The 18,880-nt window shown below is 65.8% G+C and carries 18 protein-coding genes and 2 pseudogenes; 18 read left to right on the top strand and 2 right to left on the bottom strand.

Going from position 1 to position 18,880, the window contains the following annotated elements; all coding sequences use genetic code 11:
- Positions 1-85: pseudogene (locus tag XarbCFBP7408_RS10345) on the top strand (IS5/IS1182 family transposase); the annotation flags it as partial.
- Between the two features lie 16 nt (positions 86-101).
- Positions 102-569, top strand: coding sequence for a cytidylyltransferase domain-containing protein (locus XarbCFBP7408_RS10340; protein WP_258072103.1), 468 nt, complete (start codon positions 102-104; stop codon positions 567-569).
- A 258-nt stretch (positions 570-827) separates the two neighbouring features.
- Here XarbCFBP7408_RS10340 and XarbCFBP7408_RS23145 read toward each other — a convergent pair.
- Positions 828-1,106 (bottom strand): annotated as a pseudogene (locus XarbCFBP7408_RS23145) (transposase); the annotation flags it as partial.
- A gap of 1 nt (position 1,107) precedes the next feature.
- Positions 1,108-1,485, bottom strand: a 378-nt coding sequence (locus tag XarbCFBP7408_RS23140) for a transposase (RefSeq protein ID WP_258072101.1), incomplete at its 3' end; no start/stop codon positions are given.
- A 51-nt stretch (positions 1,486-1,536) separates the two neighbouring features.
- On the opposite strand from XarbCFBP7408_RS23140, the gene XarbCFBP7408_RS10320 reads away from it, so the two are divergent.
- The 16 genes from XarbCFBP7408_RS10320 to fliR all read left to right on the top strand — a co-directional run bounded on the left by XarbCFBP7408_RS10320 (position 1,537) and on the right by fliR (position 18,824).
- Positions 1,537-2,043: an FkbM family methyltransferase gene (locus XarbCFBP7408_RS10320; RefSeq protein ID WP_258072100.1), complete on the top strand. Its 507-nt coding sequence runs from the start codon at positions 1,537-1,539 to the stop codon at positions 2,041-2,043.
- Between the two features lie 1,122 nt (positions 2,044-3,165).
- Complete coding sequence (locus XarbCFBP7408_RS10315; protein ID WP_258072099.1) at positions 3,166-6,702, top strand: glycosyltransferase; 3,537 nt, start codon at positions 3,166-3,168, stop codon at positions 6,700-6,702.
- Positions 6,703-7,055: 353 nt separating this feature from the next.
- A complete protein-coding gene (fliE, locus tag XarbCFBP7408_RS10310; RefSeq protein WP_055854604.1) occupies positions 7,056-7,427 on the top strand; it encodes a flagellar hook-basal body complex protein FliE in 372 nt (123 codons plus the stop codon).
- Between the two features lie 13 nt (positions 7,428-7,440).
- Positions 7,441-9,162 carry a flagellar basal-body MS-ring/collar protein FliF gene (gene fliF, locus XarbCFBP7408_RS10305; protein WP_104562861.1) on the top strand — a complete coding sequence of 574 codons (1,722 nt, stop codon included), beginning with the start codon at positions 7,441-7,443 and terminating at the stop codon, positions 9,160-9,162.
- Positions 9,163-9,172: 10 nt separating this feature from the next.
- A complete protein-coding gene (gene fliG, locus XarbCFBP7408_RS10300) occupies positions 9,173-10,162 on the top strand; it encodes a flagellar motor switch protein FliG (protein WP_016904678.1) in 990 nt (329 codons plus the stop codon).
- The gene (locus XarbCFBP7408_RS10295) at positions 10,159-10,779 is read left to right on the top strand and encodes a FliH/SctL family protein (RefSeq protein ID WP_104562860.1); all 621 of its coding nucleotides are present in this window, start codon (positions 10,159-10,161) and stop codon (positions 10,777-10,779) included. Before fliG ends, XarbCFBP7408_RS10295 begins: the two co-directional genes overlap by 4 nt.
- On the top strand, positions 10,776-12,152 hold the full coding sequence (fliI, locus tag XarbCFBP7408_RS10290) for a flagellar protein export ATPase FliI (RefSeq protein ID WP_104562859.1): 1,377 nt from the start codon (positions 10,776-10,778) through the stop codon (positions 12,150-12,152). The genes XarbCFBP7408_RS10295 and fliI overlap by 4 nt, the downstream gene beginning before the upstream one ends.
- A 3-nt stretch (positions 12,153-12,155) precedes the next feature.
- Positions 12,156-12,611: a flagellar export protein FliJ gene (fliJ, locus tag XarbCFBP7408_RS10285; RefSeq protein WP_104562858.1), complete on the top strand. Its 456-nt coding sequence runs from the start codon at positions 12,156-12,158 to the stop codon at positions 12,609-12,611.
- The gene (locus tag XarbCFBP7408_RS10280; protein ID WP_104562857.1) at positions 12,608-13,900 is read left to right on the top strand and encodes a flagellar hook-length control protein FliK; all 1,293 of its coding nucleotides are present in this window, start codon (positions 12,608-12,610) and stop codon (positions 13,898-13,900) included. The genes fliJ and XarbCFBP7408_RS10280 overlap by 4 nt, the downstream gene beginning before the upstream one ends.
- 166 nt (positions 13,901-14,066) lie before the next feature.
- Positions 14,067-14,618, top strand: a complete 552-nt coding sequence (locus XarbCFBP7408_RS10275) for a flagellar basal body-associated FliL family protein (protein ID WP_181106976.1) — start codon at positions 14,067-14,069, stop codon at positions 14,616-14,618.
- A gap of 10 nt (positions 14,619-14,628) precedes the next feature.
- Positions 14,629-15,642, top strand: coding sequence for a flagellar motor switch protein FliM (gene fliM, locus XarbCFBP7408_RS10270; RefSeq protein ID WP_104562856.1), 1,014 nt, complete (start codon positions 14,629-14,631; stop codon positions 15,640-15,642).
- The gene (fliN, locus tag XarbCFBP7408_RS10265) at positions 15,639-15,977 is read left to right on the top strand and encodes a flagellar motor switch protein FliN (protein ID WP_016904992.1); all 339 of its coding nucleotides are present in this window, start codon (positions 15,639-15,641) and stop codon (positions 15,975-15,977) included. Before fliM ends, fliN begins: the two co-directional genes overlap by 4 nt.
- On the top strand, positions 15,974-16,381 hold the full coding sequence (gene fliO / locus XarbCFBP7408_RS10260) for a flagellar biosynthetic protein FliO (RefSeq protein ID WP_104562855.1): 408 nt from the start codon (positions 15,974-15,976) through the stop codon (positions 16,379-16,381). The genes fliN and fliO overlap by 4 nt, the downstream gene beginning before the upstream one ends.
- A 1-nt stretch (position 16,382) precedes the next feature.
- On the top strand, positions 16,383-17,228 hold the full coding sequence (gene fliP, locus XarbCFBP7408_RS10255; protein WP_104562854.1) for a flagellar type III secretion system pore protein FliP: 846 nt from the start codon (positions 16,383-16,385) through the stop codon (positions 17,226-17,228).
- A 521-nt stretch (positions 17,229-17,749) separates the two neighbouring features.
- On the top strand, positions 17,750-18,019 hold the full coding sequence (locus XarbCFBP7408_RS10245) for a flagellar biosynthetic protein FliQ (protein ID WP_005917968.1): 270 nt from the start codon (positions 17,750-17,752) through the stop codon (positions 18,017-18,019).
- Positions 18,020-18,032: 13 nt separating this feature from the next.
- On the top strand, positions 18,033-18,824 hold the full coding sequence (fliR, locus tag XarbCFBP7408_RS10240; RefSeq protein WP_104562853.1) for a flagellar biosynthetic protein FliR: 792 nt from the start codon (positions 18,033-18,035) through the stop codon (positions 18,822-18,824).
- The last annotated feature ends 56 nt before the right edge of the window (positions 18,825-18,880 follow it).

The raw sequence follows: 18,880 nt of genomic DNA, 5'->3' as shown, positions 1-18,880 counted from the left end.
TGAACGTCGCATCGATCTCCACTTGGCGTTGCTTTCGCTCGCATCCTCCATCATCTGCTTACGCCTTCTTCCTGGGTTTTGTTAGCCGCTCTTACATCAACGTGCAGGGTGACGACCCCCTGTTCAATCCGGCGGATGTACGTTTGCTGATCGATGCCGCGGAAGCAGCACCGGATGTCGTCATCAATGGCTATTGTCCGGTCGCCAACATTGATGAGTTCCGCAATCCAAGTGTGCCAAAAGTGGTTGTGCGCCCGGATGGACGCTTGCTATACATGTCGCGTGCGCCGATCCCGATCACCAAGCAAGGCGAGTTCCGGCGTGCGTGGCGACAGGTCTGCGCGTACGCCTTTCCCAAGCAGGCATTGCGGGCATTTGCGTCGGTGACATCCAAGACCACGCTGGAAGAGATCGAAGATATCGAAATCCTGCGGTTTCTGGAATTGGGGTTCGAGGTGCGGATGGTGCAGATGAGCAATCAATCGATCGCGGTGGATACTCCAGCTGATGTAGTGCGGGTGGAAGCAGCACTGCGCATGATGCAGCTCGGCGAGCACAACGCGCCATGACGCAGGATAAGACGTTCCATACTCAGCCCGGCATGCATTCGCCCATCTGCGGCACTTCCGATCTCAGAAATGAAGAACATGCTCAGGCGTACTCGCCTCGCCGCTTCTTCGACCAATTACTGACGACCAACGCTCCGGTGGTAGTGGACGTGGGTGCGCACAGGGGCGAGTCGATCCAGCACTTCAAGTCGATCTATCCGGATTGCCAGCTGTATTCGTTCGAGCCGGATCCACAGAATTTTGCCGAGCTAGAGCGTGTTATGAACTTTGAAAGAGCGTGGCTGCATTTCCAAGCATCAGAATCGTGAAGACAACAAAGTGCAAACCGGCCAAGGTTTCCGGTAATCGCTCGTAGTCGCGTGCCAGTCGCCTGAAACGATTGACCCATCCAAAGCTGCGCTCGACGACCCAGCGGCGCGGCAGCAAAACAAAGCCTTTCTTCGCTTCTTGCAGTTTGATGACGTGCAATTCGATGCCTTCTTCCTTGGCCGCTTGCGCCGGTTCTTCGCCGGTATAGCCCTGATCCACAAAGGCGATNATAGCCATCGTATCCAGCACGCGGCCCGCTTTCGCAGGTGGACTGCAGCGTACGGCCATCGAAAATGACCGCGCTCGGCTGGCCTTTCTTCCCGTGCGCCACACGCAAGAGTGAGCGCAGATCGCTGACCATGGCTTCGAAGCAGCCAGCCTGCAGCCACCGCTGCGTTTGCTGATACACCGCTTCCCAAGGCGGGAAATCGTTGGGAAGCAATCGCCACGGTGCGCCGGCGCGTGCGATCCAGCGAAGTGCGTTAAACATCGCGCGTAGCTCATACTTGCGCTGCGGTGCCTGCACATCCATTAGCGTCAAATAGGGCGCCGCAAAGGCCCATTCTTCGTCGGAAATATCGGTCGGATATGGCTTACGAGGCTTCATCCGTATACGTTAGCGTGACAAGAGCAAAGTTCATAACACGCTCTAGAAAAAGTGGCTGCGCAGTTTGGCGCTACCACCATGTGCGTTGCATTGGGCGAGAAGGAAGAAGTCGGTCACTACTACAGGCAGAGCATCTCGCACTTGGGCGGATTGCTGCCGATCAATACGGTTTCCACCGACTCGCTTGGTTATGCGCGGCAGGCGACGAACGAAGAAATTGTGATCAGCAAGACCACCCTCGACAACGCCTGCGCCACGCTGGGGATCGCCCTCGTACATATTCCCAAGATCGATGTGCAGGGGTTTGAGCGTCAAGTCCTGGAGGGCGCAACTGGGATACTGCAGCACACCGAGTGCGCGGTGATCGAGATCGGGCTATACGACTTCTATGGCAAGACCACCAGCTTCGTTGACGTTGTCAACCTGATGCAGGCGGCCGGCTTTTCGTTGTGGGACATCGCCAAACTATCGAAGAACCCAAAGAGCTTGCGCACTGATTGGATCGAAGTGGTTTATCGCAAGGACTCAGCACAGTCGCAAGATCTGCCGCAGCCATGAACGCAGCCGGAAATCTGCCAGGCGGTCTATGCCGACGTCAACTTGTGCAAGCACGCTAACAATCAGTCATTTAACATCATGACCTAAGCTGTTGACGCGGCGAAAAATTCGGCTTGCCAGTTTATCCTCTCCTGGGTAGTGTGATGATTCGGCATGCGCGTCGTCCTTCAAAACGCCCCGTAAACCTCGATGGATATCCTTCCATCGACTCATCTCTGAAGCGAGGCAACCGTCATGGAAATCTCGGGCAAGACAACGATCGTTCCAGTAGGAACTCAATTCGCGAACGTTGGAGTTGCAGCCAACGTGGTCACGCAAATCGTCTCTCCTGCCACCAACCAGTATGGCCTAGTGATTCGCACATGTAGTTTGAGTGGCGCTTCATCCGCAATAGGCCTTGCCGTTTACGCGGACACATCGGCACCATCCGGATATGGGGACGGCACCAAAAGGGTGATATTCCTCGGCGTTGCTCCTCCCTCGGACCATTTCCCCTACCAGGTCTACCTACCTCCTGGCTATGGCGTTTGGCTAGTGACGAACGGAAACGGCAGTATCAACATTACCTATGACGTTCTGGATAGACTGCCCACGGGCCTTTGACTGCCCATCGGCCCAGATCTCGAATGCAGTGCGCCCTCGATGCGTCCATCATTGGCATGCTAGAAAGCTGCATCTTAGCTCTCTGCAACGTTGCAAGCTTTTCTGGCATCACCACTCACCACTCGAGGGTGTTTCCATAGATGACACCTGTGCAGGCGAACAATGCACGCATGGATCGTCGATGTGCCGTTCTTCGTTGCAAGCTCCATCTGTCACGCACGCGATGGACGTGACAAGTGCTGCCGTACGACCACCGCTGGCTCTTTCTACTTCAAACTGATTGTGACAAAGCACACTGGTGACTTCAGGAGCCAGAAGGGGATGCTGACCGACGGACAGCACCATGCCATCGTACCCATTGCTCCCGATGGCGACGCATCATGCTTCCAGCGGCATGCATATTGCATTAGTTGCCGACCAATTCGATCTTCGCTGCCTTCCTGCGTGATCGGACCAATTCGCGTCGTCATTGCGTCTAGCATCGGATAATTCTTGAATGATCAACTCGCAAGACCGCTCGTGAGCTCTCCCGCCCTCGTCAGCATCGTCATGCCAACCTACAAGCCGCGCTACTTCGCGCAGGCGCTGGATAGCGTGCTGGCGCAGACCTATCCGGCGTTGGAGCTGGTGATCTGCGACGACAACGCCGAGGGCGCCATCGAGGCGGTGTTGGCATCCAGGGTTGCGGATGCGCCCTTCCCTATTCGCTACCACCGCAACACGCCGCGGCTTGGCGAGCTCGGCAGCACGATCAAGGGGATTGGCCTGGCACAGGGCGAGTACGTCAAGTTCCTGCACGACGACGATGTGCTGCAGCCCGATTGCGTTGCGCAATTGGTCGAGGCGATCGAGCGCAATCCGGGCACGGCGCTGGTGTCCTCGCGGCGGGTGCGTATCGACGATGATGGGCAACCGCTGCCGGACATCCTGGCCACCTGCTTCCCGTTTGCCGACGACGTGCTGATCGACGGGCCGGAGCTGGTGTCGTTCCTGGCCGATCACACCATCAATTTCATCGGTGAGCCGAGTTGCGTGCTCGCACGGCGTGCCGATCTGTTGGCGCTGGGCAATGAGCTCATGGCCTTGAACGGCAAGGCCATCCATTGGGTGGGCGATCTGGCGATCTACGTCAAGCTGCTGCGCCACGGCAACCTGGCGATGCTGGCCAGCCCGCTGACGCAGTTTCGTGTCTCGAGTGCGCAGTTCAGCCAAGGCGGTCGCGATCAGCCGGGCATCGGCGATCAGGGCCATGAAGACTTGCGTCAGGGCATCCGGCAGCTCGGCTGGCGACGCGAGGGCGGCGACAACCGACAGGTGCGCGTGGCACCGCTCAGTCCGCACAAGGCACGCGTGTTCAAGCCGGTGGATCTGGTCAATGCGTTGATGCAAAGCGCCGGCATGGCCGAGCGCGTGGCGCCGGCTACCTGGCTGGGCGTGCGCCATCCGAACGCGGTGCAGCGTGCGTTGATCGAAGCGCGCCTGCAGGCGCATGCCGGCGGGCCGCGCATTGCGGTATTGCTGATCGATCGTCACGGCGATGCCGCAGCGGTCGCGGCAACGCGGGCCAGCCTGGACGCTGTGGCCTGCTATCAACGCCATCACACCTGGGTCATCAGCCGCTCGCCGCAGCAGGTTGCCGAATGCGGCGAGCGCGGCGTGCTGATCGACGCGCACGGCTTGGCGGCAACACTCAATCGGGTGATCGCCGCACAAGACGCGATCGATTGGGTGCTGGTGGTCGATGCCGGCAGCCTGTTCACCGCCAGCGGCTTGCTGATGCTGGCACTGGAAATGCTTGCGCTACCCGACGACTGCCAGGCCATCTACGCCGACGAGGTGATGGCGTTGGACAACGGCCAATTGGGGCTGGCGCTACGGCCGGCGCTGTTTCTGGACATGCTGTTGAGCGCGCCGGCAACGCTGTCGCGGCACTGGGTGTTGCGGCACCGCACGCTGCTGGCCGATGGCGGCTTCCCTACTGGGCCCGGCGCGGCGTTCGAACTGGATTACCAGCTCGGCCTGGTCGAACGTTACGGGCTGGCCTGCATTCGTCATGTCGCCGAGCCCCTGCTGATTGCATCGGCCACACCGCGGCATGCCGACGAAGACGAACGCCAGGCGATTACGCGGCACCTCACTGCGCGCGGCTATGCGGACGCCGCGGTCCACAGCGCGGGCCCCGGCCGGCATGCAGTGGACTACCGCCATGCGCAGCAGCCGCTGGTCAGCATGCTGGTACTGGTCGATGGCCGCCTGCCCCAGGTGCAGCGCTGCCTGGAAAGCATCCTGGCCAGCACCGCCTACCCGCACTACGAAGTGCTGCTGCTGGATCGCGGCACCACCGAGCCAGCTCTGCGCGACTGGCTGGCCGGCATCGACACCTTGGGCATGCAGCAGATCCGTGTGCTGCGCTTTGCCGCCGAGCCCTCGCGCGAAGCGGTCTGCAATGCCGCCGCCGAGCACGCACATGGGGACGTGCTGCTGTGGCTGGCAGCCGGCGCGGCGGTGATGAAGGCCGATTGGCTGGATCAGTTGCTCAATCATGCGCTGCGCCCGGAGGTCGGCGCGGTCGCCGGCAAGTTGCTGCGCGGCGATGGCACCGTGCATCACGCCGGACTGCTGCTGGGCCTGGGGGCACCAGCGGCGCGCGCCTTCGCAGGTGCGGCGTTCGACGAATCGGGCTATCTGCAGCGTCTGCAGCTGGATCAGAACTACAGCGCGTTGAGCGGTGAATGCCTGATGCTGCCGCGCCAGCTTTTTATGGACGCCGGTGGCTTCGCACTGGAACCGGCGCTGGCGCAGTGGAGCGATGTCGATCTGTGCCTGCGCCTGCAGCAGGCCGGCTATCTCAATGTCTTCGCGGCACGTGCGCAGCTGCTGATCGATCCGCCCGAGGCAACACCCGCCACGGCACTCGACGAAGAAGCGATGTACGCACGGTGGCTGCCGGTGATGGCCAACGACCCGGCCTACAACCCGGGCTTTTCATTGGACCCGGGCGCGGGCTTCGCGCTGGCAGACCCGCGCGCAAGCTGGCGGCCACTGCAGTCGTGGCGGCCGCTGCCGAGCGTGATCGCGTTGCCGGCCGATATCGAAGGCTGCGGGCACTATCGGGTGATCCAGCCGCTGCGTGCCCTGCGCGAGGCCGGCATAGTCGAAGGCGTGCTGTTCAACGGCTATCTGGAGATCAGCGAGCTGGCGCGCCAGGATCCCGACGTGGTGATCCTGCAACGCCAGGTCGGCGAGCCGCGGCTGGAAGCGATGCGGCGCATGCAGGCGTTGTCGCGCGCGTTCAAGGTCTACGAGCTGGACGACTACCTGCCCAACCTGCCGTTGAAGAATGCGCACCGCGAGCACATGCCCAAGGACATCCTCAAGACAGTGCGGCGCGGGCTGGGCATGGTGGACCGCTTCGTGGTGTCCACCCCTGCCCTGGCCGAGGCGTTCGCCGGGTTGCATGGCGACATCCGCGTGGCCGAAAACCGCCTGCCGCCGCATTGGTGGGAGCACCTGCCCGCACGCAGCGAACGTCAGCAGCGCCAGGGCGGCAAGCCACGCATCGGCTGGGCCGGCGGCGCCAGCCATACCGGCGATCTGGAACTGATCGCCGACGTGGTGCGCGAGCTGGCCGACGAGGTCGAATGGGTGTTCATGGGAATGTACCCGTTCGCGCTGCGCCAGCACATCCATCAGTTCCAGCCTGGCGTGCAGATCGATCATTACCCGGCGGCGCTGGCAGCGTTGGATCTGGATCTGGCGCTGGCGCCGGTGGAGCAGAACCTGTTCAACGCGTGTAAGAGCAATCTGCGGCTGTTGGAGTACGGCGCCTGTGGCTATCCGGTGATCGCCAGCGATGTGCGCTGCTACCAGGGCAACCTGCCGGTGACGCTGGTGAAAAACCGCTACCGCGACTGGATCGGCGCGATCCGCGAACATCTGGCCGATCCGGCCGCTTCAGCGGCGAAGGGCGCGGCGTTGCGTGACGTGGTGCGCCGCGACTGGATGCTGAGCGGCAGCCATCTGGACACCTGGCGAGCCGCCTGGTTGCCGGATTAGCGCGCGACTAGGCTGCTTCTGACGTGTTGCCCCTCATCCGGCGCTACGCGCCACCTTCTCCCGCCAGCGGGAGAAGGGATGCCTCTCGCCAGCGGGAGAAGGGATGTCTGGTTGCCTTCCGCCAGCGGGAGCAGGGATGCCTGGTTCCGCGTGATCTGTCGGTTGCACTGCAGCCGACCACCACCGGCTCCTTCCCCCGCCTGCGGGGGAAGGTGCCCGAAGGGCGGAGGGGGCGACATCGCACTGCGATGCGCCCGCGACAGGCGTACGGGAACGTATCGGTGCCGGAATCCCGGCACGATTTCGGCACGCCGCTTGCATTGGTGTGGATGCCTCCCTGGCTGACCGCACCCATGAGCGACTCCGTTACCTCCATCCTCTCGCAGATCCGCAGCTACCAGACGCAGATGGGCCAAGGCCCGATGGGTGCGGTGGGCGATGCGGCGCGCGGTAATCAGATCCAGGGGCTGGCCGGCGCACAGGGAACACCGGCGACGCAGGCACCGAGCTTCAGCGAGACCTTGCGCGGCGCCATCGGCGGCGTCAACGAGGCCCAGCAGAAGTCCGGCGCGCTGGCCAAAGCATTCGAAATGGGCGACCCCAGTGCCGATCTGGCACGGGTCATGGTCGCCTCCCAGCAGTCCCAGGTGGCCTTCCGCGCCACCGTGGAAGTCCGCAACCGTCTCGTCCAGGCTTACCAGGACGTCATGAACATGCCGCTGTAAAGGTTGACGACACATGGCACTCGCGATCAGCAAAGAAAACATGAACCAGAACGCCGAAAAGGCGGGGCAATGGTTCGACCGTGTCCGCAGCCTGCAGATCACCCGCAAGCTGACCATGATGGCGATGATCGCCGTGGCGGTGGCGGCCGGTCTGGCGGTGTTCTTCTGGTCGCAAAAGCCCGGTTATCAGTCGCTGTACACCGGCCTGGATGAAAAGGGCAATGCCGAAGCGGCCGACCTGCTGCGCACCGCGCAGATCCCTTTCAAGATCGACCAGGGCACCGGCGCCATTTCGGTGCCGCAGGACCGTCTGTACGACGCGCGCCTGAAGCTGGCCGGCTCCGGCCTCACCGGCAAGGAAACCGGCGGCGGCTTCGAACTGATGGAAAAGGACCCGGGCTTCGGCGTCAGCCAGTTCGTGGAAAACGCCCGTTACCAGCACGCGCTGGAAACCGAGCTCTCGCGCACCATCGGCACCCTGCGCCCGGTGCGCGAGGCCCGCGTGCACCTGGCCATTCCCAAGCCCAGCGCCTTTACCCGCCAGCGGGATGTGGCCAGCGCCTCGGTGGTGCTGGAACTGCGCGGCGGCCAGGGCCTGGAGCGCAATCAGGTCGATGCCATCGTCAATCTGGTGGCCTCCAGCATTCCGGACATGACGCCCGAGCGCGTCACCGTGGTCGACCAGAGCGGCCGCATGCTGTCCATCGCCGACCCGAATAGCGATGCCGCGCAGCACGCCGCCCAATTCGAGCAAGTGCGCCGCCAGGAAAGCTCCTACAACCAGCGCATCCGCGAGCTGCTGGAGCCGATGACCGGCCCTGGCCGGGTCAACCCGGAAGTCAGCGTGGACATGGATTTCTCGGTGGTCGAGGAAGCCCGCGAGCTCTATAACGGCGAGCCGGCCAAGCTGCGCAGCGAACAGATCAACGACACCAGCACCACGGCGACCGGCCCGCAGGGCCCTCCGGGCGCCACCAGCAACAGCCCCGGCCAGCCGCCGGCGCCGGCCGCCGCAGGCGCGCCGGGCACCCCGGCCGCTGCCAACGGCCAGGCCACCGCAGCGGCCGCGCCGACCGAAAGTTCCAAGAGCGCCACCCGTAACTACGAATTGGACCGGACCTTGCAACACACCCGCCAGCCGGCCGGTCGCATCAAGCGCGTCTCGGTGGCGGTGCTGCTGGACAACGTCCCGCGCCCCGGCGCCAAGGGCAAGATGGTCGAACAGCCGCTCACCGCTGCCGAACTCACCCGTATCGAAGGCCTGGTCAAGCAGGCAGTGGGCTTCGACGCGGCACGCGGCGACACGGTGTCGGTGATGAATGCCCCGTTCGTGCGTGAAGCGGTGGCCGGTGAAGAAGGTCCGAAGTGGTGGGAAGACCCGCGCGTGCAGAACGGTCTGCGCCTGCTGGTCGGTGCGGTGGTGGTGCTGGCGCTGCTGTTCGGCGTGGTGCGCCCCACCCTGCGCCAGCTCACCGGCGTGACCGCGATCAAGGAAAAGCAGGCCAAGGGCGGCAACGATGGCACTCCGCAGAGCGCCGACGTGCGGATGGTCGACGATGACGACCTGATTCCTCGCCTGGAAGAGGACACCGCCCAGCTCGGTCAGGACCGCAAGAATCCGATCGCGCTGCCGGACGCCTACGAAGAACGCATGCGCGTCGCACGCGAAGCAGTCAAAGCCGATTCAAAACGTGTCGCACAAGTCGTGAAGGGATGGGTCGCCAGTGAAGCCTGATACACCACCGATGACCGGCGTACAGCGCGCCGCCGTGCTGTTGCTGTCGCTTGGGGAAAGCGACGCCGCCGAAGTGCTCAAGCACATGGACCCCAAGGAGGTGCAGAAGATCGGCATCGCCATGGCCACCATGACCGGCATCTCGCGCGACCAGGTCGAGAAGGTGATGGACGAGTTCAACGGCGAACTGGCCGGCAAGACCTCGCTGGGCGTGGGCGCCGACGACTACATCCGCAACGTGCTGATCCAGGCGCTGGGCGCCGACAAGGCCGGCGGCCTGATCGATCGCATCCTGCTGGGCCGCAACACCACCGGCCTGGACACGCTGAAGTGGATGGACCCGCGCGCGGTGGCCGACCTGGTGCGCAACGAGCACCCGCAGATCATTGCCATTGTCATGGCGCATCTGGACAGCGACCAGGCCGCCGAGGCCCTGAAGCTGCTACCCGAGCGCACCCGCGCCGACGTGCTGCTGCGCATCGCCACCCTGGACGGCATCCCGCCCAATGCGCTGAGCGAACTCAACGACATCATGGAGCGCCAGTTTTCCGGCAACCAGAACCTCAAGTCGTCCAATGTGGGCGGCATCAAGGTCGCCGCCAACATCCTCAACTTCCTGGACACCGGCGCCGACCAGGGCGTGCTGGGCGAGATCGGCAAGATCGACGCCGACCTGGCCGGCAAGATCCAGGACCTGATGTTCGTGTTCGACAACCTGGTGGACCTGGACGACCGCGGTCTGCAGACGCTGCTGCGCGAGGTGTCCGGCGAGCGCCTGGGCCTGGCCCTGCGCGGCGCCGACGTCAAGGTGCGCGAGAAGATCACCCGCAACATGTCCCAGCGCGCCGCCGAGATCCTGCTCGAGGACATGGAAGCGCGCGGCCCGGTGCGCCTGGCCGACGTGGAAGCGGCGCAGAAGGAAATCCTCACCATCGTCCGCCGCCTGGCTGACGAAGGCGCCATCAGCCTCGGCGGCGCCGGTGCGGAGGCGATGGTATGAACGACGTGGTCACCCGCTGGCTGGCCCCCGACCTGCACCTGGAGCCGGCGCTGCCGGTGCCGGAGTACGACGAGCCGGCCGTGCTCGAGCCGGTGCTGCGTCCGCCGACCCTGGAAGAGATCCAGGCGATCGAGGATGCCGCCCAGCAGGAGGGCTTCGCGCGCGGCCATGCCGAAGGCTTTGCCCAGGGCCAGGCCGAAGTGCGCCGCCTGACCGCGCAGATCGACGGCATCCTGGACAACTTCACCCGCCCGCTGGCGCGGCTGGAGAACGAAGTGGTCGGCGCGCTCGGCGAACTGGCCGTGCGCATCGCCGGCTCGCTGGTCGGGCGTGCCTACCAGGCCGACCCGCAGCTGCTGGCCGAGCTGGTGCAGGAGGCCATCGATGCGGTCGGCGGCGCCGGCCGCGAGGTGGAAGTGCGCCTGCATCCGGACGACATCACCGCGCTGCTGCCGCATCTGGCACCCAGCAGCACCACCCGCGTGGCCCCGGACCTGAGCCTGAGCCGCGGCGACCTGCGTGTGCACGCCGAAAGCGTGCGCATCGACGGCACCCTGGATGCGCGCCTGCGGGCCGCGCTGGAGACAGTCATGCGCAAATCCGGAGCGGGCCTGTGAGCGCCCTGCTGGGCGCCACCCCGGCCGATTGGCTGGATGCACGCAATCTGCGCCTGGCCACCCGCCTGGGTGGACTCGGGCTGGAACCTAGCGCCGGCCGCACCCTGATCCGCGAAGGCATCCTGCGCCGCGCGGTCGGCCTGACCCTGGAAGCCACCGGCTGCGAGGCGCCGATGGGCGCCACCTGCAAGGTCGAAGTGGATGGCGGCTGGGTCGATGCCGAAGTGGTCGGCTTTGCCGGCGAACGCACCTATCTGATGCCCAGCGCCGAACTGCACGGCCTGCTGCCGAACGCCCGGGTGGTGCCCTCGCGACGCCGCGGCGGCGTGGAAGTGGGCGAAGGCCTGCTCGGCCGCGTCATCGACAGCGACGGCACGCCGCTGGACGGCAAGGGCCCGATCCGCGCCGAAGGCAGCGTCGGCATGGCCGGCGTGTCGATCAACCCGCTGGCGCGCGAACCCATCACCACCTCGCTGGATGTCGGCGTGCGCGCCATCAACGCCATGCTGCCGATCGGCCGCGGCCAGCGCGTGGGCCTGTTCGCCGGCTCCGGCGTCGGTAAATCGACGCTGCTGGGCATGATGACCCGCTTCACCTCGGCCGACGTGATCGTGGTCGGGCTGATCGGCGAACGCGGCCGCGAAGTACGCGATTTCGTCGAAACCACCCTGGGCGAAGAAGGCCTGCGCCGCGCCGTGGTGGTGGCCGCCCCGGCCGACCGCCCACCGTTGGCGCGTCTGCATGGCGCCTACCGCGCCACGGCCATTGCCGAATGGTTCCGCGACCAGGGCTTGAATGTCTTGCTGCTGATGGATTCGCTGACCCGCTTCGCCCAGGCGCAGCGCGAGATCGGCCTGTCGGTCGGCGAGCCGCCGACCACCCGCGGCTACCCGCCGTCGGTGTTCGCCAAATTGCCGGCGCTGGTGGAACGTGCCGGCAACGGCGCCAAGGGGCGCGGCTCGATCACCGCCTTCTACACCGTGCTGACCGAGGGCGACGACCCGCAGGACCCGATCGCCGACGCCGCCCGCGCCATCCTGGACGGCCACATTTTGCTTTCGCGTCGGGTTGCCGACAGCGGCCTGTATCCGGCTATCGACCTGGAATCCTCGGTCAGCCGCGTGGTGCAGGACATCGCCGACGACACCTGGCGCCTGCGCATCCGCAAGCTCAAGCGGCTGCTGTCGGCCTACACCGCCAACCGCGACCTGATCGCCATCGGCGCCTACCAGCGCGGCAGCGATCCGGCCACCGACGAAGCGTTGGCGCGCTGGCCGGAGATCGTCGAATTCCTGGGCCAGGACGTGCACAAGGCGTCGGTCCTGAGCGACAGCCTGTCCGCGCTGCAACAGCTGGTGGAACCGGAGAATTAATCCATGATGCAATCCAAACGGATCGACCCGCTGCTGCGCCGCGCGCAGGAACAGGAAGACAAGGTCGCGCGCGACCTGGCCGAGCGCCAGCGTGTCCTGGACACCCACCAGTCGCGCCTGGACGAACTGCGCCGCTACGCCGAGGAATACGCCAACAGCCACATGGCCGGCACCAGCGCGGTTGCGCTGAGCAACCGCCGCGCCTTCCTGGACCGGCTCGACAGCGCCGTGCTGCAACAGGCCCAGACCGTGGAAAGCAACCGCAACAAGGTGGAAGCCGAGCGCACCCGGCTGCTGCTGGCCAGCCGCGAGAAGCAGGTGCTGGAGCAATTGGCCGCCAGCTATCGCGCCCAGGAAAACAAAGTGATCGAACGCCGCGATCAGCGCGAGATGGACGACCTCGGCGCGCGTCGCTCGCGCCTGGCCCGCAGCGAAGATACCCACGGAGAATCCGCATGACCCCCTTGTCCGCCTTCGCCGCCGGCCTCGGCGCGCTCGCCGGCACCGGCAAGAAATCCAGCTACAGCGATCCCTCGTCCGAGCCGGACGCCGGCCAGGACCAGTTCGCGCGCATGCTCAATCCGGCCAACACGCCGAACCAGGCCCCGCCGCAGGCGCCCGAGCGCGTGCCGGCCAAGCAGGCCGCGCCCAAGCCCAATCAGCCCGACAAGCAGCGCAGCGACGACGACACTCACGACGACGCGGCCGGCGATGCCACCGCACGCCCGCGTGCGCAGGACAGCGATGCCAAGCCGGCCAAGTCCGGCGCCGCCAAGGACGCGGCAGCGACCGACAAGAGCACCGCTGCCGCGGCCAGCAAGACCGGCAAAACCGCGAAAGCCGCCACCACCAGCGACGAGGCACCTGCCGAACCGGCTACCGCGACCGACGCCGGCTGGCCGCCGCCAGGCCTGGGGGGCTTCGGCATGGGCCTGCTGGCGCAGGCACTGCCGGGTGGCGATGTGCTGGCGGCCGCGGCTGCGGCACTGGCGGCCGGGGTGACCGCGGCCGCCGGCACCACGCCGGCCGCAACCGCGCTGCCGACTGACGCGGCCACGCCCACCACAACCGCGACTGCCGCCACCGCCCTGCCCTCGTTGGGGGCGCTGGCACCGGCTGCCGCCGCAGGCGCCAAGCCCACCTCCGTCACCGCCTTGAGCGGCGACGCCCAAACCGCTGCACTGATGAGCATGGCCGCCAAGGTGCTGGACCCGGGCACCGACGACAGCGCCGTCCCGGCCGCGCCGGACGCCCCGGCGTTCGTGCTGCCGACCACCACGGCAGCCGCACTCGGCCGCCTGCAGGATGCGGCACCGATCTTCAGCGCCTCGCCCACCCCCACCCCGGACCTGGGCGGCGACACCTTCGACGATGCCATCGGCGCGCGCATGAGCTGGCTGGCCGAGCAGAAGATCGGCCACGCCCACATCAAGGTGACCCCGAACGAGATGGGCCCGGTCGAGGTGCGGCTGCATCTGGACGGCGACAAGGTCAATGCCAGCTTCACCGCCGCCAATGCCGACACCCGCCAGGCGCTGGAACAGAGCCTGCCGCGGCTGCGCGACATGCTCGGGCAGAACGGCTTCCAGCTCGGCCAGGCCGATGTCGGCCAGCAACCGCAGAACCCGTCCGGCAATCGCAATGGCGGGAACGCCAACGGCACTGGGCTGAGCCTGGACGACGTCCCGCCCGTCGGAATTCCGTCGGTGGTGTTACGTCAGCGTGGATTGCTGGACGCCTACGCCTGAGGTGATGCGCCGGGCACACCGCGGCGCCGTTGAACATCGCGTTTCGGCCGAGTGCCGATGACGCCCTCCACCCCTTGCAGCACAAGGCTTGCGGGGGTTTTTCGGTTTGCGCAGCGCCTGCGCCAGGAAACCGACGCGGTTTTGGCATGCCGATTGCATCGACAGGGTGAGCATTCCCCTGGAGCACATCGTGGCAGCGGCCGAAAAAAGCAAGAAGACCGAAGACAAAGACGACAAGGGCGACAAGAAGAAGGGCGGCAAGAAACCCATTCTGCTGATCGCCATCGGCGTCGTCGTGCTGGCCGCCGCCGGTGGCGGCGCGTGGTTCTTCCTGGGCCACAAAGGCGATGAGAAAGGCGGCAAGCACGCCGAGCCCAAGGTGGCCGAAGTGCCCAAGCCGGCGCAGTACTTCCCGATGGACCCGGCGATCGTGGTCAACCTGGCCGACCCCGGCGACGGCCCGCAGTACCTGCAGGTCGAAGTGCAACTGGTCACCCGCGACCCGGAAGAGCTCAAGCTGATCACCGAAAACGCCCCGGCCATCCGCGCGCATCTGCTGATGCTGCTGTCGCAGGTCAAGGCCGCCGATGTGGCCGACCTGGTCGGCAAGCAGAAGCTGCAGAAGGCCGCTTTGGCCGAAGCGCAGAAGGTCATGACCAGCGAGACCGGCAAGAAGTGCGTGGAAGAACTGCTGTTCACCAGTTTCGTTACCCAGTAAGGCCTGCCCCATGAGCGTCAGCGATCTGCTTTCCCAGGACGAAATCGATGCCCTGCTGCATGGCGTGGATTCGGGCGCGGTCAATACCGAGCCGGAGCCGCTGCCCGGCGAGGCCCGTCAATACGATCTGTCCAGCCAGGACCGCATCATCCGTGGCCGCATGCCGACCCTGGAGATGGTCAACGAGCGCTTCGCGCGGCTGTGGCGCATCGGCCTGTTCAACCTGATCCGGCGCTCGGCCGACCTGTCGGTGCGCGGCATCGACCTGGTCAAGTTCAACGAGTACATGCACTCGCTGTATGTGCCGACCAACCTCAACCTGATCCGCTTCAAGCCGCTGCGCGGCACCGGCCTGATCGTGTTCGAACCCACCCTGGTGTTCACCGTGGTGGACAACTTCTTCGGTGGCGACGGCCGTTACCACACCCGTATCGAAGGTCGCGAATTCACCGCCACCGAGATGCGCGTGGTGCAGCTGATGCTCAAGCAGACCTTCGCCGACCTCAAGGAAGCCTGGGCGCCGGTGATGGAAGTGGACTTCGAGTACATCAACTCGGAGATCAACCCGCACTTCGCCAACATCGTCACCCCGCGCGAGTACGTGGTGGTGTGCCGCTTCCATGTGGAGCTGGAAGGCGGCGGCGGCGAGATCCACATCACCCTGCCGTACTCGATGCTGGAGCCGATCCGCGAACTGCTCGATGCCGGCATCCAGAGCGACCGCAACGACCGCGACGACTCCTGGAACGTGATGCTGCGCGAGCAGCTGGATACCGCCGAGGTGACCCTGTCCAGCGTACTGGCCAGCAAGCGCATGAGCCTGCGCCAGCTCACCGGCCTGAAGATCGGCGACATCCTGCCGATCGACCTGCCCGCCCAGGTGCCGCTGTGCGTGGAAGACATCCCGTTGTTCACCGGCGAATTCGGCGTTTCCAATGGCAACAACGCCGTCAAGATCACCGCCGTACGCCCGCCCGGCGTGCAAGCCCCACGCGCCGTTCCCTCCCAGGACCCCAGCAAATGATCAACTCCGACATCCTCGACGCCGCGCCTGCCACCTTCGACAGCCTGCAGGCCGAGCACGACCAGAATGCCACCGACCTCAACCTGGACGTCATCCTGGACGTGCCGGTGACGCTGTCGCTGGAAGTGGGCCGCGCGCGCATCCCGATCCGCAACCTGCTGCAGCTCAACCAGGGCTCGGTGGTGGAACTGGAGCGCGGCGCCGGCGAACCGTTGGACGTGTACGTCAACGGCACCCTGATCGCGCATGGCGAAGTGGTCGTCATCAACGACCGCTTCGGCATCCGCCTGACCGACGTGGTCAGCCCCAGCGAACGGATCCGGAGGCTGCGGTGATCGGCCTGCTGGCCGCTGCCGCGCCGGTCGCGGCCAAGGCCACCCAGGTCGGCGCGCAGGCCCCGGCCTCGCCCAGCCTGTTTGGCGCGGTGTTTGCATTGCTGCTGGTGCTGGCGCTGATCGTCGGCCTGGGCTGGTTGCTCAAGCGCATGCCCGGCAGCGGATTCCGCAGCACCGAGGGCCTGCGTGTGGTGACCAGCCTGGCGGTGGGTGCCAAGGAACGTGTGGTGGTGGTGGAGGTGAACGGCCAACAGTTGTTGCTCGGCGTCACCGCCGGCGGCATCAGCACGTTGCACAGCCTGCCCGAACCGCTGCCGACCACGCCCGCACCCACCCTGCCCACTTTCAAGCAACTCCCCAATTTCGCCCAGCTGCTCGCACAGAAGCTGCGCAAGGACCCGTGACATGTTGAGCCGTTGGAATCGTTGGGGGCGCAGCGTGCGCCTGGTGCTGATCCTGCTGGTGATGAGTTCCCCGATGCTGGCCGCAGCCACGCCGGCCGCGCTGCCGGCCATGGCGCAGGCCGCTGCGCCTGCGGCAACGCCCGCCGCAGTACCGGCCGGTTCCAACCAGCTGCCGACGCTGCCCAATGTCAGCGTCGGCCGCATCGGCGACCAGCCGGTGAGCCTGCCGCTGCAGACCTTGCTGCTGATGACGGCGATCACCCTGCTGCCGTCGATGCTGCTGGTGCTGACCGCCTTCACCCGCATCACCATCGTGCTGGGCCTGCTGCGCCAGGCGCTGGGCACCGGCCAGACGCCGTCCAATCAGGTGCTGCTGGGGCTGTCGATGTTCCTGACCGCGCTGGTGATGATGCCGGTATGGCAGAAGATGTGGGGCGCGGGCCTGTCGCCGTACCTCAACAACCAGATCGATTTCCAGACCGCCTGGACGCTGACCACCCAGCCGCTGCGCGCCTTCATGCTGGCGCAGATCCGCGAAACCGATCTGATGACCTTCGCCGGCATGGCCGGCGACGGCAAGTACGCCGGCCCGGACGCGGTGCCGTTCCCGGTGCTGGTGGCCTCGTTCGTGACCAGCGAGCTGAAGACCGCGTTCGAGATCGGCTTTCTGATTTTCATCCCGTTCGTGATCATCGATCTGGTGGTCGCCAGTGTGCTGATGTCGATGGGCATGATGATGCTCTCGCCGATGTTGATCTCGGCACCGTTCAAGATCCTGCTGTTCATCCTGGTGGATGGCTGGGTGCTGGTGGTGGGCACGTTGGCGGCCAGCTTCAACGCGTCCTAGCCGCAAGGTCTGCATGCGCGCCGCCCTGCCGGCATGTCGAGCCGGCCTGCCGCTTCGGCGGGGTCCCGAAGTCGAGCAACAGACGCAGAGCACACAGCAAGCGCGCCAGCCAGTGCAGCCGATAGCGGCAGAAGCGCACCGCTGAGCGATGTCCCAGCGGAACCACCCAACACGCATGGCTTCGCCTCGCACCCTCACCCCAACCCCTCTCCCGCTGGAGAGGGGCGAGCCTCTGCAGACCGCACCTCGGTCAGCCCACACCGTCGCACCACCTTCAGACCTCATCCCCCTATTCAGCCTCCCGCCTCCCGCCCCGCCTCCCGCCCCGCCTCCCGCCTCCCGCCTCCCGCCTCCCGCCTCCCGCCTCCCGCCTCCCGCCTCCCGAATCCCGCCTCCCGCCTCCCGAATCCCGCCTCCCGCCTCCCGCCTCCCGAATCCCGAATCCCGAATCCCGATTCCCGATTCCCGATTCCCGATTCCCCAATCCCGTCCTTTGGCACCCCACTTGCATCACCACACCCATGAGCCCTGAAATCGCCCTGACCGAATTGCGTGGTGGCCTGGTCACCGTCCTGTGGATTGCCGGACCGATGTTGCTGGCGGTGCTGGTCGTCGGTGTCGTGATCGGTGTGGTGCAGGCCGCCACCCAGTTGAACGAACCGACCATCGCCTTCGTGGCCAAGGCGGTCGCGTTGACGGCCACCCTGTTCGCCACCGGCAGCATGCTGCTGGGGCATCTGGTGGAGTTCACCATTGCGCTGTTCCAGCGCATACCGCACCTGATCGGCTAGCGGACCCGGCCGGATGGATGCTGCCACCCAGATGGTGATCGACGGCCAGCGTGCGTTTGCGATGGTCGGGGCGATCATGTGGACCATGCTGCGCACCGGTGCGTTGCTGACCGCGATGCCGTTGATCGGCACCCGCGCGGTGCCGGGACGGGTGCGGGTGATGCTGGCCGGGACCTTGTCGATGGTGCTGGCGCCGCTGCTGCCGCCGGTGCCGGACTGGGACGGTTTCACCGCGCAGGCAGTGCTCAGCGTCGCCCGCGAGCTGGCGGTGGGCGCCAGCATGGGCTTCATGCTCAAGCTGATCTTCGAGGCCGGCGCGATGGCCGGCGAACTGGTGTCGCAGTCCACCGGGCTGTCGTTCGCGCAGATGTCCGACCCGTTGCGCGGGGTGACCTCCGGGGTGATCGCGCAGTGGTTCTATCTCGGCTTCGGCTTGCTGTTCTTCGCGGCCAACGGACACCTGGCGGTGATCGCGCTGCTGGTGGACAGCTACAAGGCCCTGCCGATCGGCACCGCGCTTCCCGACGCCGCCGCCTTCGCCGAGGTGGCGCCGACCCTGTTCCTGCAGATCCTGCGCGGCGGGCTCACGCTGGCATTGCCGATGATGGTGGCGATGCTGGCGGTGAACCTGGCCTTCGGCGCGCTGGCCAAGGCCGCGCCGGCGCTGAATCCGATGCAGCTGGGCCTGCCGCTGACGGTGTTGCTGGGGCTGTTCCTGCTGTCCAGCTTCGCCAGCGAGTTCGCCCCGCCGGTGCAACGCATGTTCGATACCGCCTTCGATGCTGCAAGAGAGTTGACCGGCTGACGCTCTGCAATCTCAAGTTTCAGGGTGGCTTGCCGTCAACGCTGTAGCCGATTGAG

The sequence above is a fragment of the Xanthomonas arboricola pv. guizotiae genome, from assembly GCF_002940205.1.
Lineage (GTDB): Bacteria > Pseudomonadota > Gammaproteobacteria > Xanthomonadales > Xanthomonadaceae > Xanthomonas > Xanthomonas arboricola_C.
This window is presented reverse-complemented; position numbering and strand designations above follow the sequence as displayed.